This is a genomic window from Actinoplanes sp. NPDC049316 (genome assembly GCF_040677315.1).
Classification (GTDB): Bacteria; Actinomycetota; Actinomycetes; order Mycobacteriales; family Micromonosporaceae; genus Actinoplanes.
The window spans coordinates 17345-33231 of sequence record NZ_JBFAQM010000034.1 but is presented as its reverse complement, the minus strand read 5'-3'; the positions used below and the strand labels follow the sequence as shown (position 1 = coordinate 33231).

The window sequence follows — 15887 nt, the reverse complement described above, 5'->3', positions numbered from 1 at the left end:
CATGAACACCCTCAATGGCAGCGCCGCGCATCCGACCGTGACCATCGGACCCGGCGGCCATGCGGCTCGCCGGCCGGCCACCGGCCAGCCCCTGACCTTCTGCGAGGCGTTCCAGCGGACAGCTTCCATCGATCCGGACGCGGTCGCCCGACGGACGGTCGGCGGCGCCGAGACCGTGACCTGGCGCGCCTACGCCGATCAGGTACGCACGACGGCCGCGGGCTTGTCCGCGCTGGGCGTACGCCGAGGGGACACCGTGGCCCTGATGATGGCCAACCGGCTTGAGTTCTACCCGATCGAGGTCGCCGCCCAGCACCTCGGCGCCACCTCGTTCTCGGTGTACAACAGCTCCTCCCCCGAACAGCTGCGCCACGTGCTCACCAACGCCGCGGCCACAGTCGTCGTGTGTGAACAGCAGTACGCCGACCGCATCCGGCGCTGCGGCGCACCCGTCGAGCACCTCGTCTGCGTCGACGGCGACGGCACGGACGCCATCACGCTTGCCGAGCTGACCGGCCTGGGTGCTCCCGACTTCGACTTCGAGAAGGCCTGGCGGGCCGTGCAGCCCGACGATGTGCTGACCCTGATCTACACCTCGGGGACGACCGGCGAACCCAAGGGCGTCGAGATGACCCACGCGAACCTGCTGTTCGAGACGTCCGCCCTCAATGACCAGTTACCGGTCGAGTTCGGCGATCCGGCCACGTCGTTCCTGCCGTCGGCCCACATCGCGGACCGGGTGGCGGCGCTCTACCTGCACGAGACGAGAGGCTCGCAGATCACCGTCGTACCCGACGCCCGCCAGATCGCCGCGGCCCTGGCGGACTGCCGGCCCGTCGTCTGGGCCTCCGTGCCGCGCGTCTGGGAGAAGCTCCGGTCGGCCGCGCTGGCGAGCGTCGCCACCGAATCCGACGCAGCCCGGCGGCAGGGGTTGGAATGGGCGCTCGGCGTCGCGGCGCGCAAGGCCGACGCCGCACTGTCCGGATTCCCGCTGCCGGCCGGCATGGCCGACGCGTACGCCAAGGCCGACGAGCTGGTGCTGTCGGCGCTGCGGGCGAAGCTGGGGCTCGACCGCCTGCGGTGGGCGGTGTCCGGTGCGGCGCCGATCCCCCCGGAGGTCCTCGCGTTCTTCACCGGGCTGGGGGTGCCGAGCGCCGAGGTCTGGGGCATGTCGGAGCTGAGCTGCGTCGCGAGCCTCGCGTCGCCGTCCGAGCACCGGCTCGGTACCGTGGGCAGGCTGATGCGCGGCATGCAGGGCCGGCTCGCAGCCGACGGGGAACTGTTGGTGCGCGGACCGCTGGTGATGAAGGGCTACCGTGGTGAGCCCGCGAAGACCGCTGAGGCGATCGACGAGGACGGCTGGCTGCACACCGGCGACGTCATGACCGCCGACGGCGACGGCTACCTGACCGTCGTCGACCGCAAGAAGGAACTCATCATCAACGCGGCCGGCAAGAACATGTCGCCGGCGCACATCGAGAACGTCATGAAGGCGGCCTGCCCGCTGATCGGCGGAATCGCCACCATCGGCGACCGGCGGCCGTACAACACCGCCCTGGCCGTGCTGGATGCCGAGACGGCGTCGGCCTACGCCGCCCGGCACGGCATCCCCGGCGCCTCCGTCGCGGAGCTCGCCGCCGACGCCGGCGTCATCGCCGAGATCCGGAGCGGCTTCGCCGAGGGCAACGCCCGGCTGTCCCGCGCCGAGCAGATCAAACGATTCACGATCCTGCCGACACTCTGGGAACCGGGTGGCGACGAACTGACGCTCACCTCGAAGCTGCGGCGCAACCCGGTGGCCCGCAAGTACGCGACGGAGATCGAGAACCTGTACGCGGAGTCCCTCGGCGCCGGCGTGCAGGAGCCGGCAGCGCGGCACTCCGCTCACGTGTGAGCAAGCCGGTCCAGCAGGTGCCCGGCGTGCCGCTTCACCAGGGCCGAATGCGCCTGGTCTGCGGTCACCGCCGCATCCGTGGCAAGAGCGCGCGCCCGGCCCGGCTCGGTCTGGGCGAGCACCTCGGCGTGGGCGAGCTGGGTACGGGCGACGAACAGCGGCGCCCGGAGTCGGCGGTTCACGGCGAGAGCCAGTTCGAAGGCAGCGGTCGCCTCGTCGAGGCGGCCCTGGGTGGCGAAGGCACGACCGAGCCCGTACGCAACCGAGCCCTCCGTCGTCGCACCGGTGCTGGCGACCAGACCCCGCCATCTGTCGAGGGTCGGCACGAGCCGGGCGGCGTGCTCGGATAGGGCGAGCGCGTGACAGACCTCGGCCCACAGCATCAGCGTCGTCGACCAGAACTGGGGCGCGCCACCGGGTGCGACGTCGAGGGAATCGGCGAGGGCCCGGGCGTCGGCCTCGCGGCCGAGCTCGCACCAGGCATAGGCGAGGCCGGCCCGGAAGACCTGCAGCCCGGGATTCTCCTCGAGGACCCGGCCGAGGGACTCGGCCACCTCGGCGAGGCGGTCCTGAGCGCGGCGGATCTGGAAGACCTGACCGGCGTAGCCGAGAAATGCCTCCGGCTGCCCCGAGGCCATGCCGAGCTCGAACGCGGCATGGGCGGCCGCCTCGGCGCCGTCCAGGTCACCGTCGAGGAAGAAGTGCATCGACCGCGTCTGCGCGTTGGTCCAGCGGGCATAGGGTTCCGGGCTCAGCTCGGCGAACGAGTCCCGGATGCGTTTCTCCCGGTCCATGGCGTCGCGGTCGCCGCGTTCGAGGGCGATCTCGTGGTGCGACATCGACAGCATGCCCCGCAACCGGGCGTCACCCGTGCGTTCGGCGGCCGCGATGCCCTCGTGCAGCAACTGCTCACGGCGTTCGAGCGCGTCCGGCGTCCGCAGCGCGCTCTCGGCCAACCGGGCGACGTGGGCGGTGATCCGGTCGTCACCGGCCTGCTGGGCGAGCAGCTGCGCCCGAGAGGCCGCCTCCTCGATCTGCTCTTTGGGCCCGCCGTCGAGCTCGATGGCCAGAATCGCCTGCAGGAGAGCGCCGTCGGCTCCGGCGGGGCGGACCGCTATGGCCTGCCGGAGGATGTGGACCCGTTCGCGGTCGATCGCGCCGAACCGGCTGACCTCGCCGCGGTTGTTGTTGAGCGCTGCCCGGACCAGGAGGTCGTCGTGGTGGAGGTCGACGGCGAGACGACCGGCTTCCAGCAGGGTTTCGCGGTGTGCGGGTTCGCCGGTCTGGCGCTGGGCGGTCCCGAGGCCGACGAGAACCTCGCACCGCTGTGTCGTGGGGCCGGCGGGGAGCAGGGCGAGGGCCTGGCGGTACCACGTGACCGCGTCATCGGGTGCCAGGTGGGTCAGCGCGTAGTCGCCGGCCCGCTGGGCGTATGCGGCTGCCTTGACCCGGTTGTACGGCGTCAGGGCGTGGATCCAGTGGTGCGCTATCTCGCCGGCGCGTTCACCCCCGTTGTCGCCGCGTCCTTCGAGCGCTATCGCGATCGCCTGGTGGCCGAAGGCCCGCACGGTGGGGCTCAGCTCCGCGTACAGGGTGTGGGCGACGATGGCGTGGTTGAACGCGAACCGCCCCGCCGTGTCGGTGAGCAGCGCGTTGTCCACGGCCGGGGCGAGGTGGCCGAACGTCCGCAGGGGGTCTTCGCCGAGCAGTTCGGACAGCAGGTCGAGCTCGAAGTCCCGGCCGATCACGGACGCGGTGTCGAGGGCTCGGCGGGTCTGCGGACCGAGCCGCTGGACGCGGCGGCGCACGACCTCCCGAACGCTGACCGGCAGCCCCTGGGACCGCAGCTGTACGGGAGCCCTCCAGCGGCCGTCGTCGCGCCGGCTGATGGCTCCGGTTTCGGTGAGGTGGCGCAGGATCTCGGTGACGAAGAACGGGTTGCCTTCCGTCTCGGCCCGCAGCAGGTCCCGCAGTTCGAGCCCGGCATGGTCCATCTGCTGGCCGGCGACCACCTCCAGCAGGCCGAGCATCTCGCTGTCGTCGAGACCGCGCAGCGCCAGGCGGACGGCGCCCGGTTCGCGATGGACCGCCCCCAACAGGGCGCCCAGCGGGTGGGCGGCGTCGATGTCGGTGTCCCGGAAGGTCGCGATCACCAGCATCGGCGTCGTCAGCGCCCGCTCGAGGACATGGCGCAGCAGAGCGAGCGTCTGCACGTCGGCCCAATGCAGGTCGTCGAGCACGACGAGCGCCGGGCGGCCGGACCGGGACACGGCCTCGAACACGGTGACGACCGCGCTGTAGAGGGCGAACCGCGCGGAATCCGATTCCAGGTCCACCGCACCCGCACCACCCAGCAGCGCAGCGAGCACCTCGTGCTGGCCGGCCACGACCTCGGGGGCCTCGTCGATGAGGCTCTGCAGGACCTCCCGCCAGGGCTGGTACGGGATCGACAGCTCCTCGTCACAACGTCCATACAGCACCGTCGCCTCGTGCCGCGCCGCCGCCGCGAACACCGAGCACAGCGTCGTCTTGCCGATTCCGGCTTCTCCGCTGAGCAGCACCACCCGGCGCTGTCCCGCGGCGGCTGCCTCCTTCCACAGGTCCGCGAGCACGGTGCGCTCCCGCTCCCGGCCCGCGAACGCCAGGCCCGAGGAGACCGCCAGCCGAGGAGGCAGCGCACCGCCCTGCGCCGGCTGCGGAGCGGCTGCGGCCGCCGTCTGCGCCACCGTCCCGATGAACTGGTAGCCGCGTCGGTGGACGGTGCGGATCAGCGACTGTTCCCTGCCGGTGTCACCGATGGCGGTGCGCGCCGCCCGCAGCACCGTGGTGACCGCCGCCTCGGTCACGAAGCGGTCGCCCCACACCGAGTCGAGGAGCTCCTCCTTGGAGACCACCCGGTCGCGATGCGTGATCAGGTAGTGCAGGACGTCGAACACGCGGGGTTCCACCGGGATCCGCTCTCCCGCGGAACGCAGTTCGTAGCGAGCCGGGTCGAGCTCGAAACCATGAAAACGGTACGAGTCCCCGGCCACGGCTCGGATGATACTCACCGGATGCCGCGGATACGGAGCATCAGCAGGCCCGCCACCACCGCGCACACGGCACCGAACACGAACAGCGACGGATAGCCACCGAACCATGTGATCAGCGCGGCAGCGACCACTCCGGCGAGCACCTGGGGCAGCCCGGTGGCCACCTGCAGAATGCCGAGGTCGCGGCCCGCACTGCCGGCGTCGGGCAGGACCAGGGACATGACCGCCAGGTCAATGGCGAAGTAGGTGCCGATCGAGGCGCCCAGACACGCCGAAAAGATCAGCATGCCGGTCCACGTGGGCACCGCGAGCGGGATCACCATCGACGCCGCGACGCCCAGAGCGCTCACACCGACGAACAGCTTGCGACGATCGGCCTTGTCGGCGATCCATCCGGCGAGACCGGCCACCACCACCCACACCCCGACGCTCAGCGTCAGCATCGTGCTCACCGCCGCCGCGACGTCGCCGCCGGGCACATTCCCCGCGCCGATGTAGTCCTGCACCGCGTAGAAGAGGTAGCCGCTGACCACGTAGTAGGACGCGAAGAGCATGAACCGGCTGGCGAAGGCCAGCTGGAAGTCACGGGTGCCGAACGCGGCGAAGAAGGCCTGCACCGACGTCCTCCAGCTCCGCCTCTCCCGCACCCCGGCAGGCAGATCGCGCGCCGAACCCTCCCGGGCGCCGAGCAGGAGCACAACGGTGGTCACCAGCAAGACCGCGGCGAGGACGGCGTACGCCGTCGACCGCTCCGTCCGGCCGGCCACCTGCACGCCGAGGACCACACCGACCGGGGTGCCCAGCCCGATCACCGCCGACGCCAGGCCACGGCGGTCACGGGGAACGCGATCGGGCAGGATCGCCGTCAGCGCGCCGGAGTAGAAGTTCGTCGCGAGCCACAGCAGAACCATGGTCACGATCAGCGCCGGCAGGCTGTCGGCTGCCCCCATCAGGATGCTCGCGACCGCCGACACAGCCGCGGCCCCGGCGATCCACGGCGTCCGCCGCCCGTAGCGGGAACGGCCGCGGTCGGAGATCGCGCCACCGGCGGGAATCGCGATCATCGTCGCGACGGCGGCGAGGGTGGTGAGCAGGGCGAGGTTGCCGACCTTCGACGCCGGGTCCGCCGCCTCGACCTGGGCCGGCAGGATGATCGTCGAGATGCCGTTGAACAGCGCGTACATCGCGGTCACGGCGGGGAAGAGCAACGCGAGCAGCCGGCCCACGGGCGTCCCCGGCGTCGGTTCACCGTCGACGGGGACGTCCTGGCGAGCGGGGTGGGCGTCTGTCACGAGGTCTCCGGGCCGGATCGATCAGAGCGTTCCGATGAATCGCTGGCCGCGATGCTACAGAGGGTGCAAAGGCCGAGACGGCGGGCGTACCGCCGCTCAGGCGGGAGCCGGACAGGCCAGCGGCTCCGGCATGCGGCCGTCCGGGACGGGGCCCTCCGCGGCCGGGTCGTCCGGGACGGCAACGTGGCGGCGGATCAGGCGCAGGCGTACCAGGATCTGCCAGGTGCGGCCGGTGTCCGCCGTGCCGAGGATCCACGCGTGGCTGCGGGCCTCGGTGAGGGTCGCCGGTTGCGCGAAGAGCTTCAGGAGCAGCCGGGTGGCGGCCGGGAGCAGGAAGATCCGGCCGTCGTCGCGACGGAACGTGAGCCGGCCGGACGGGAAGTCCTGGCGCGGGACGCCGTACAGGTCGCAGTAGCGGCTGAGCACCGCCGGGTCCGGCGTGGCGATGAACTCGCCGTTGACGACGAACGCGCCGTCCTCGTCGTCGTGCAGGTCCCGGTCGCGGTCCAGGTTGTCGCGTACCGCGGTGCCGAAGCGGTCGTGGTAGAAGAACGTGTGCGGGGTGTCCACCGCGCCCAGCCAGGGCCGGTCGTAGTGGCCGCGGTTGAGCCGTTTCTTGGCCTCGCCGACCTCCTCGTGCGCGGCCTCGGTGATCGGTTCGTCGTAGAGCAGGAACGGCGCGACGTCGCCGCCGGGCGGCCGGCGCAGGTTGCTGATGCCGAAGCGGTCGGGTTGCTTCGCCACGATCGCGCCCGGGGTGAGCACGAAGTCGCCCAGCCCACCGAAGGTCCAGAGGTCGCGGTTGTCGAGCAGGAAGTCGATGCTGTCGAGCGCCTCCTCCCGGGTCTCGGTCGGAAAGCCGGTGAAACCCATCATCTGTACGCCGATGCCCGCGTTCGTCATCGCCGTGATGGTCTGCTTCACCTGCGCCGGCCGGGTGCCCTTGTCGATGAGGTCGAGCACCCGCTGGTTGGCCGACTCGAAGCCGACCGAGATGGCGGTGCACCCGCTGCGCTTGAGCAGCGCACAGCGCTCGTCCGACCAGTATTTCTCCAGCCGGATCTCGGCTCCCCAGCGCAGGTCGATGCCGCGCTCGACGACCTGCTCGGCGAAGCGCAGGATCGTCGCGGGGGCGAGCACGTCCACCGAGAAATAGATGAACGTGGCGAACGTCGACAGCTCGGTGACATCGCGGATCATCGTGTCGACGGTGTCCTGCCGCCACGGGCTGGTCGGCCCGTCGGTGTTGAGGCCGTAGTCGCAGAACGTGCACTTGTTCCAGTAACAGCCACGGCTGGGTGAGTAGTAGACGAACCGTTCCGGGCTGAGGTACAGATCCCAGGGCAGCCCACTGAAGTCGGGCGTCGGCACGGTGGCCAGCTTCTCGTAGTGCAGCAGGGGCAGCGGGCGCATCGCACCGTACTTGGGGTGCAGCCGGATGTTGGGGTGGCCGACCGGCACGCGCCCCGCGTCGATCGCCTCGAGCAGTTCGACGTATGCGGTCTCGCCCTCCCCCACCACGATCGCGTCGAGGTCGTCGAAGACCTGGAAGACCATGCGCCGCTCGGCGGCGACCTTCCAGACGTCCGAGACCTCGGTGCCGCCCGCGACGAGGAAGACGTCGGGCATTCGGGTACGCACGAGATGCGCCAGCCACAACGCGAACGGCAACTGCCACTGGTACGTGATGTTGATGCCGATGACGTCGTACCCGCCGCGGGCCAGGCGCGGCAGCAGGACGGTCTCGTAGTAGGACTGGTACGGCCGGTTGAGCCGTTCGAGCAGGGCGAGGTCGGTGAGCGCACGCACGGAGCCGACCGCGAGCGGCGGCGGCGCCTCGAGGTGGAAGCCGTCGCGGAACTGGCCGGGGAAGCCCGTGGTGGCGAGGCAGTTCATCCAGGCGACGATGCTGTCGACCGCTTGCTGGTACTGACCGTAGTCGTAGAAGCGCTCGGGATCCTGGAGGGTGGCGACGGCGGCGCGGGTCCGTTGCGGGTCGGGCGTGCCGACGCGCAGCAGGTGAGCGGAGACGACGTCCTTGTCGAGCCGGTAAGCACCGTGGCCGAGGTGGTCGCGCGGCGCCGCGAGCTCCTGGTCGAGCCACGCCAGTCCCGCCTCGGAGAAGGAGTGGTGGAACGCCTCGATGTTGACGTCGATGAGGTCGGCGGCCGGGTGGCCCTGCGCCCGCGCGTACGAGTCGATGTAGGACAGGCTGTGGTAGCCGGAGGTGGGATCGGTGATCGGCGGGTAGAGCAGGGCTGCCTTGGTCATCGAGACTCCGTTCTCGCGGGGCGGGCGGGCAGGGCCGGGAACCGGGGCGCACCGAACATCCGCAGGCCCGCCACGTACGGCTCGGCGACGACCCGGAACTCCTCGAGGCTGCGCAGCCCGCGGTCCCACACCGCCGGTTCGAGGTCGGCCGGCGGCACGCCCCAGAGCCGGGCGTACGTGGCGTCGATGCGCTCGTCGGAGAACCGGCGCCGGGTCTGCGGCACGTGCGGGTCGGGGCGCGGCAGGCCGGCGTTGACGAGTTCGGCGTCGGCGACGAAGGCGCCGGCCACGTGCAGCGTGTCCGCCGTGTCGAGCGCGGTCGGCAGCAGGTGACGCGCGACAGCCTGGTCGCCGACCGTGCCGAAGCTGCGGGACAGCACCCGCAGCAGACGTTCGTCGGCGTCGAGTCCGGGCTCGGGCGACCAGGCGGCGCCGAGCGGGCCGTGCTCGCGGGCCGCCGCGAGGGCGAGCCGCTCCACCTCCGGGTCGTCCGGCGCGCACCCGGCGAGCGCCGCCAGGGTGTCGCGCCGGTGCAGGGCGGGGTAGTCCGGGTGGGTCAGCATCAGGACCGTGATCAGGTCGTGCTCGCTGACCGTTCCCCGGCGCCGGTTGCGGACCTGCCACGTCACGTAGAAGCTCGAGTCCACGTGAACGGCCGGGTCGTCGGACGGGCCGGGCGGGGTGAGCGCGGCGGCGCCGGACAGCAGGAGCCGGGCGTCGGCGTCCTTGGCGTTCCGGGGATTCTCGGCGAGCCACGCGAGCAGGTGCGGGTGGTCGCGCAGGACGCGGTAGCCGCGCCGGGCGAACGGCAGAGCGCGGACCCTGGCCAGCAGGTTCCGCTCCGAGGCCTGGTCGATGACCCCGGCCGCGCAGGCGTCGCGCAGCGCGAGGCGGATGTTCACCAACGGCTCACTCAGGGCGCGGTATCCCTCCTCGGCGGGGCCGTAGGCCATGGCGACCTCGTCGTCGCCGTCGATGACGCCCTCGGCGTAGAGCCGGTAGACCTCCCCGACGCCGCGCATCCCGAACCGCCACAGCTCGGCCGCCCGCAGCGCTCCCATGCTGCTGCTGCCGGCCACGGTGACGCCGCGCCCGAGCAGGGCGAGGATCTCGCGGTGGCGCACCGGGGCGGCCTGCATGAAGAGCCCGTCGACGAGGAACACGCGGTCACCGCCGGCGATGGGCAGACCCAGCAGGTCCCCGTGCGCGACGGGCGGGCGGACCACCGCACCGGGCAGCAGGTCCTCGACAGTGGAGCGGTTCAGCGTCGGCCCCACGAACACGTAGTCGGTCATCGGCCCGGCCTCGTCACCTTCGAGTCGTGGAACATGCGCAGGCGGGGGGCGTACACCTTGCAGACGGGCAGGCCGAGCTCGGCGTGCGTGAGGTCGACGGCGAACGGCTCGATCCCGGTACGCCGCAGCACCCGGGTGGCGTAGTCGGTGATGACGTCGCCGATGCTGTCGGGCAGGTCCGGGGCCGCGCGGAGGGGTCGCATCTCGCGTTCGACGGGTACGGGTGGCCGGGCGAGCGGGTCGGCCTGCTCGTACACCTGAGGGTGGATGTCGTCGCGGGCACCCGAGACGGCTGCCATCCGCGATTGCACGGCCTCGGCGAGCGCACGGCCGACGGCGATCTCCGGTTCGACGTGGCAGCCGAAACCGCCGAAGATCAGTGGCAGGGTGGGCGACCAGACCGTGGCGCCGTAGCAGGCGACCCCGAGGTCGTTGGTGACGTCGCAGACCTCGGTCCAGCAGCCGGCCTCGCGCAGGGCGCCGACGATGGCGACGGTGCTGCCGAGGGTGGCCTGCGCCGGGTCGACGTAGCGCCGGTCGGCCGGCGGGGTCTCGGTGTGTTCGGTGATGCACTCCCGCTCGATGAGTTCCTGCAGCCCGTGCAAAGTGGCTTCGGCGAGGGTGTTGCCGGCGGCGAGGCCGTTGCTGGTGGGCCGGAAAAGCACCCGGGCCCAGTCGCGGCGGGCGTGGAAGTCGAGGCGGACGGTGGCCAGCGGTACGGGCACGGTCCGGCCGGTCAGCAGGCCGCGGCCGGCGACCCAGTCGAGCCTCGTGTGGTCGGTCAACGGGGAGCGCAGGGCGAGTTGCAGGTCGCGTACGGAGTAGGGCAGGTCGAGGTCGGCGGCGGCGCACCGGGCGATGACCGGCAGAACCGGGTTCTCCGCGTGCCAGGCCTCCGCGCCCTCCATGACCGCGCTGACCCGCGACGGAGCCGGGGTGAGCCCGATACCGAGGCTCACCGTGAGCGTGCGGCTGACCGGGCGGTACGCGGCGTGGCAGGCGAGGCCGATGTCGTCGAGGCCGGTGAGGTCCGCGACCCGGGTGATGCCGACGGCCGGCAGCAGCGGCCGGATCCGCTCCCACGTCTGTTCGGCGGTGGTGCTGCGATAGGTGTTGATGCCGCGGACCACGGTCATGGCGCCGGCCCCTTTCTGCGGTGGTGCCCGGCGGGCCGCCGCCGCGGCGGCCCGCCGAGGGTGTTCAGGCCGTCTCGGCGAACAGGCAGAGCGAGATGTTGGTGTTGGTGTTGTTGTCCGCCTGGGCGGCGGCGAGGTCCAGCTCGGCCTCGCTCAGCTCCGCCGTGTCGATCAACGGCGTGGCCGGCACGACCAGCACGTGGGTGGTGGCGCTCTCGTTCCAGCTGCTCATGACGTCCGCCCGGGTGGGCAGATGCTCGAGCTCGCTACGGTCGAGGACGACGACGTCACCGGGGGCGACGGGCAGTCCCGCGGCGGTCGCGTAGCCGGTCGGGTCGGCGAGCAGGCGGCGCTGCTCGTCGTCGTCGCGCCAGACCGTGACCAGCAGGTCGACGTATTTGCGGGTGAACTCGGTGTGTTCGATGTCGGTCATCGGGCTCTCTTTCCACAATGGCGGTCGGTGCTGCTGGTCAGGACGCTACGAGGATTGACGTGCGTCGTACCGGAATGGCAGAAGGATCGGCCGTCATCGGCTTTCGCCGCCTGCCGGATGACACCGTCGGATGCAATCGACGGGCCGCGTCAGGTGCAGCAGCAGGGACAGCAGCAGGCCGTGCCGGGTTCCAGGCCGGCGACGACGTTCTCGAGTTCGCGCTCGTCGATCTCGGCCTCGCCCTCGGCCTCCAGGTTCGGCACGAACAGCACGAGCTCACCGAGGTCCGAGGCGTGCCGCCAGGCCTCCACCTGCGTTTCCAGGTCGGGTTCGGCCGCACCGGCGTCCCGGCGCACGCGGACGGGAACGCCCTCGGGCACGGTGATGCCGTACTCGGCGAGCAGTCGCCGGGGGTCGCGTTCGAGCAGGGCCTCGCGCGCCGGGTCGGACCAGACCTCGACCACGAGCCGCCCGTACGCGGCGATGAACACCGCTCGGTCTCCGGGATTCATGGCTTCCTCCTCAGGGGACTCGGAAAGCCACATCGTGCCCCGGAGAAAGGCGCCGGGAGCCGGGTTCTATCGAGCTGCGCAGACCACGGCCGGCGGATCGGGCGGATCGGTGCAATCGACCTCGCCATAGAAGGCGGTCACTGTAGCGAGTCCGAGCCCGCTTTCGCCATAGCCGACCCTGCCAGACTTTTCCTGGACGATTCGACGGATGCTGCCACCCCACGCCCGTAACTACGCTGAGCATGCATTCGAACACGGAAGGGGAAGGGTGTATGGCGGCTGAGAGTCCGGGCTACACGGTGGACGAGCTGGCCGCGAAGGTCGGCATGTCGCCTCGCAACATCCGCGCCCACCAGACCCGCTCGCTGCTCGGCGCACCGATCCGCCGGGGCCGCACCGCGTACTACGACGAGAGCCACGTCCGGCGGCTCGAGGCCATCAAGTCCCTGCAGCGGCAGGGCTACAACCTGGTGGCCATCGAGGCGATCCTCGGCGTGCGCAGCCCCGAGCCCGCCGGCGAGGCGCTGGAGCAGATGCTGCAGCGCCTCGGCCGCGACCACCCCGGCCTCGTGCACGCCCTGGCCGGGCACGGCGTGCTGGTGCGCGGGGAGGACGGCAGCGTCGAGATGGTCCGGGCCCGGCTGATGCGCTCCGTGCAGGGCCTGCACCAAGCCGGCGTCCACGCCGTGCCGTCGTTGCAGGTGCTGTCGGAGGTGCTGGACCGGCTGCGGCTGATCGCCGAGGAGCTCGTGCGCTCCACCGGTCAGCGCATCGTCAACGCCACCCCCGCCCTGCGGGTCGGGGCACTGTCCACCTGGGACGACCTCGACGTGAAGTCCAACGCCCTGACCAACGGCATGATCGGGCTGCTCACCGAGGCGTTCCGGGTGGCGCTGGAGAACTTCGGCCCGATCGCGATGCCGGAGCTGATCGCCGACTCCGCCGCCGACGGCCAGATCCGGCTCACCGGCAGCGCCACCATCGACATCGGATGACCGGATCGCACCGGCAGCCGGCGGGGCCCGCGATCGCGCCCGGGTTCATCGGATCAGCCGTTCGGCGGCGTCGGCGCCGGCCGGCGTGACCTGACCGCCGTCCGGCGTGTGCTCCGGGGCCACGAGCAGCTGCCGGCGGGCGAGGCGATGGAACAGGCCGTCGCGCTCGGCCATGAGCTCCGCATAGGTGCCCTCCTGCACCACCGTCCCGGCGTCCATCACCACGATGCGGTCGGCGTTCATCACCGTCGAGAGGCGATGCGCGATGACGATGCGGGACGCGGCCAGCGCCCGGGTGCTCCTGGTGACGATCTCCTGCGTACGGTTGTCCAGCGCACTCGTGGCCTCGTCGAAGAACAGCATCCGGGGGCGGTCCACCAGCGCCCGTGCGATCAGCACGCGCTGGCGCTGGCCGACGGACAACGTGCCGCCACCGAACGGCACGTTGGTGCCCATGCCCATCGGGAAGCCGGCGATGTCGCCGTCCAGTCCGGCCATCCGGGCCGCCTCCCAGAGCCGTTCCAGCGGGTAGGTGCCCGCGCCGGCGATGTTCTCGCGCACGCTGCCGGCGAAGAGCATGCCGTCCTGCAGCACCACCCCGCACTGGCGCCGGACCGCCTGCAGGTCGAGTTCCGCGAGATCCTGCCCGTCGTAGAGCACCGCGCCCGAGGTGGGCCGGTCGAAGCCCAGCAGGAGCCGCAGCATGGTGGACTTACCGCAGCCGCTCGGGCCGACCACGGCGACGAACTCCCCCGGGCGCACCCGCAGCGAGACGCCGGTGAGCACCGGCGGTTCGTCCGGCTGGTAGGCGAACGTCACGTCGTTGAGGTGGATCTCGCCGCGCAGCTCGCCCGGGTCGACCCGGTCGGGCAGCCGTTCCGGGTCGGCGCCGAGCACCGGTGCGAGCACCTCCAGACGGGGCAGGGCGGCGAGCATCTCGACGCTTCCGGCGACGAGGACCAGCACGGCGCCGAGCAGCAGCGTGTAGGCGACATTGACGGAATAGAACCGCTCCGCAGGGATCTGCCCGGCAAGTGGGCCTGCGAGCATCGCGAACAAAGCGAGCTGTCCGGCGAGTGGCAACACAGTGGCCACAGCGACCAGAACGCTCTGCACATCGCGTACCCGGTGCAGGTCCGAGCGGGCCGCCGCCTGGCTGCGCATCCACCGGCTGAAGGCCCTGTCCTCGGCGCGGGCGAGCTTGATCTTCGCGATGCCCGCGAGCAGCTGATTGGTCAGGGCGGCCGCCTGGTGCTCGGCGGGCAGCGCCCGGCGCTGGCGCCGCACGACCAGGCTGCCGAACACGCCCACGAGCAGCACCGCGATCGCGACCACGGCCAGGCAGGCCAGGCCGAGCGGGACGCTGACCCAGAAGATGAAGGTCAACTCGGCGAGCAGGGTCAGCGACGCCGTGACCGCTTGGGCGAGCAGGCCGGAGAGCGCTTGGCGGATGAACGAGATGCCCAGCACCGCGTTCGCGAGTTCCCCGCTGCTGGTCGAGCGGAAGAACCGGACCGGCAGCCGCATCAGCCGGTCCCAGAGCACCAGCTGGGTGCCGATCTCGGCGCGGCCTTCGAGCCGCAGCAGCCGCAGGCCCTGGGCGACCCCCACCAGACCGGCGACCAGTGCGGTGGCGACCAGCAGGGTGGCCACCACGAGCACGCCCCGGACCTGTCCGGTCGCGCTGACCGACGCCAGCGCCCGGCCGACGCCGATCGGGGTGGCCAGGCCGAGCGCGGCGACGACGAATCCCACGGCGAGCAGGGCCCGCAGGTCGCGGCCACCACCGCCCAGGCCGAGGCGCAGCGCGTCGCGCATGGACGTGCGGCGCGGAAGCGGCGCCTGGACCTGGTCCGCGGACGGCTCGAAGGCCTCCGGGTCGGTGACCGGGACCGCCGTGCGGACCTGGGGATCGACCTCGTGGTAGCGCCCGCCGGTGAACCGCAGGGCGACGGCGGACCGGTCCCGCCAGCCGATGAGCGGGCCGAGGTCATGACGCCACCACTGTTTCGGCAGTTTCACCGGACGCACGTGCAACGCGGAGCTGCGCGCGACCGCCTCGACGGCCTGCCGGTCGTCGTCCGGTGGGCGGCGGCGGTCGGCGGGCTCGACGACGGCGACACCGGGCGCGTCCTCGGTCACGACCTCCAGGATGTCGGCCGCACGCCGGTAGCGGGCGAAGCGGTACTCCTGATCGTCGTCGGGCACGCTCGCACCCCCGCCGACCGCCCGCAGCGCCGTGCGGGCCGCGCCGCGCAGGACGGCCGCATTGACCCGTTTGCGTTCCCCGAGGCCGCTGACGAACCGGACGGCGAGACGTTCGACCCGGTCCTCGACGACCGCGACCAGCCGGCGTACGTGAGCGTCGAGGGCGGTGCGCAGCTCACCGGCGGTGATCAGCTGCCACGTGGAGCTGTCGGCCACCGAGCACTCGCCGTCGGCGACGACCCAGTCCCGGCCGGCGAGCGGGGCGAGCTCACCGTCGGCGATGACGCCCCCGGCGCCGCCGTTGTGGACCAGGCAGCCGCCGGCTGGGCGTACCCATCGGACGTCGGTGTTGCCGGTCAGCACATCCCCCGCGGCCAGCACGGCGGAGTCCCCCGGCTGCAGAGTGGCGGCGCCGCGCGGCGCCTGCCCGTCGCGGACGGCGTCGGCGACGGCCAGCAGCATGGCGTCGACGGCGGCGGCCAGGGCCCGGGCGGCGGCGACGGTGGCCGGATCCGCCGCCGAACACTCGGCGAGCGCGAGCCTCTCCGCGGTCAGATGCCGCACGGCGGTGCCGGGCAGGGGCACGAGGATCAACCGCCACCCACCGGTACGCGCGCCGCCCGGCACGAAGCTACGGCGCGGCAGCCGGGCCACGAAATGCCGCCGGGACGGCACTCCGGTGTCCGTGGCTCGTATCGCGAAGAGGTCGGCGGGCCCGTCGACCAGATAGGCGGGATGCGAGCCGCCGAGCGCCACCACGCGGTCCGGCTCCGGTTCGCCGTGGCCGAAGAGCCGATCCCAGTCGCCGTCCAACACGCC

10 protein-coding genes are annotated in these 15887 nt (G+C 72.0%); 2 read left to right on the top strand and 8 right to left on the bottom strand.

The annotated features are described in order from the left end of the window. Window position 1: 1 nt before the first annotated feature. Window positions 2-1894 carry a fatty acid--CoA ligase FadD11 gene (gene fadD11, locus AB0K03_RS34915; protein WP_364694238.1) on the top strand — a complete coding sequence of 631 codons (1893 nt, stop codon included), beginning with the start codon at window positions 2-4 and terminating at the stop codon, window positions 1892-1894. Here the strand turns inward: fadD11 and AB0K03_RS34910 are convergent. The 7 genes from AB0K03_RS34910 to AB0K03_RS34880 form a co-directional block, all read right to left on the bottom strand. Next, entirely contained in the window at window positions 1885-4926 is a 3042-nt protein-coding gene (locus tag AB0K03_RS34910) for an AAA family ATPase (RefSeq protein ID WP_364694235.1), read from the bottom strand. The genes fadD11 and AB0K03_RS34910 overlap by 10 nt on opposite strands. A gap of 14 nt (window positions 4927-4940) precedes the next feature. Beyond that, complete coding sequence (locus AB0K03_RS34905; protein WP_364694233.1) at window positions 4941-6218, bottom strand: MFS transporter; 1278 nt, start codon at window positions 6216-6218, stop codon at window positions 4941-4943. A gap of 96 nt (window positions 6219-6314) precedes the next feature. Continuing rightward, the gene (locus AB0K03_RS34900; RefSeq protein ID WP_364694230.1) at window positions 6315-8489 is read right to left on the bottom strand and encodes a radical SAM protein; all 2175 of its coding nucleotides are present in this window, start codon (window positions 8487-8489) and stop codon (window positions 6315-6317) included. Further along, the gene (locus AB0K03_RS34895; RefSeq protein ID WP_364694228.1) at window positions 8486-9784 is read right to left on the bottom strand and encodes a TfuA-like protein; all 1299 of its coding nucleotides are present in this window, start codon (window positions 9782-9784) and stop codon (window positions 8486-8488) included. Before AB0K03_RS34895 ends, AB0K03_RS34900 begins: the two co-directional genes overlap by 4 nt. Further along, a complete protein-coding gene (locus tag AB0K03_RS34890) occupies window positions 9781-10920 on the bottom strand; it encodes a YcaO-like family protein (protein WP_364694225.1) in 1140 nt (379 codons plus the stop codon). The genes AB0K03_RS34895 and AB0K03_RS34890 overlap by 4 nt, the downstream gene beginning before the upstream one ends. Before the next feature lie 64 nt (window positions 10921-10984). Further along, entirely contained in the window at window positions 10985-11353 is a 369-nt protein-coding gene (locus AB0K03_RS34885) for a hypothetical protein (RefSeq protein ID WP_364694222.1), read from the bottom strand. Between the two features lie 149 nt (window positions 11354-11502). Beyond that, window positions 11503-11865 (bottom strand): hypothetical protein, encoded by a 363-nt coding sequence (locus AB0K03_RS34880; protein ID WP_364694219.1) that lies wholly within the window; start codon window positions 11863-11865, stop codon window positions 11503-11505. Between the two features lie 272 nt (window positions 11866-12137). Between AB0K03_RS34880 and AB0K03_RS34875 the strand changes: the two genes are divergently transcribed. Further along, complete coding sequence (locus tag AB0K03_RS34875) at window positions 12138-12860, top strand: MerR family transcriptional regulator (protein WP_364694216.1); 723 nt, start codon at window positions 12138-12140, stop codon at window positions 12858-12860. 45 nt (window positions 12861-12905) lie between these two features. Here AB0K03_RS34875 and AB0K03_RS34870 read toward each other — a convergent pair whose 3' ends face one another. After that, window positions 12906-15884: an ATP-binding cassette domain-containing protein gene (locus AB0K03_RS34870; protein ID WP_364694213.1), complete on the bottom strand. Its 2979-nt coding sequence runs from the start codon at window positions 15882-15884 to the stop codon at window positions 12906-12908. Window positions 15885-15887: the final 3 nt, after the last annotated feature.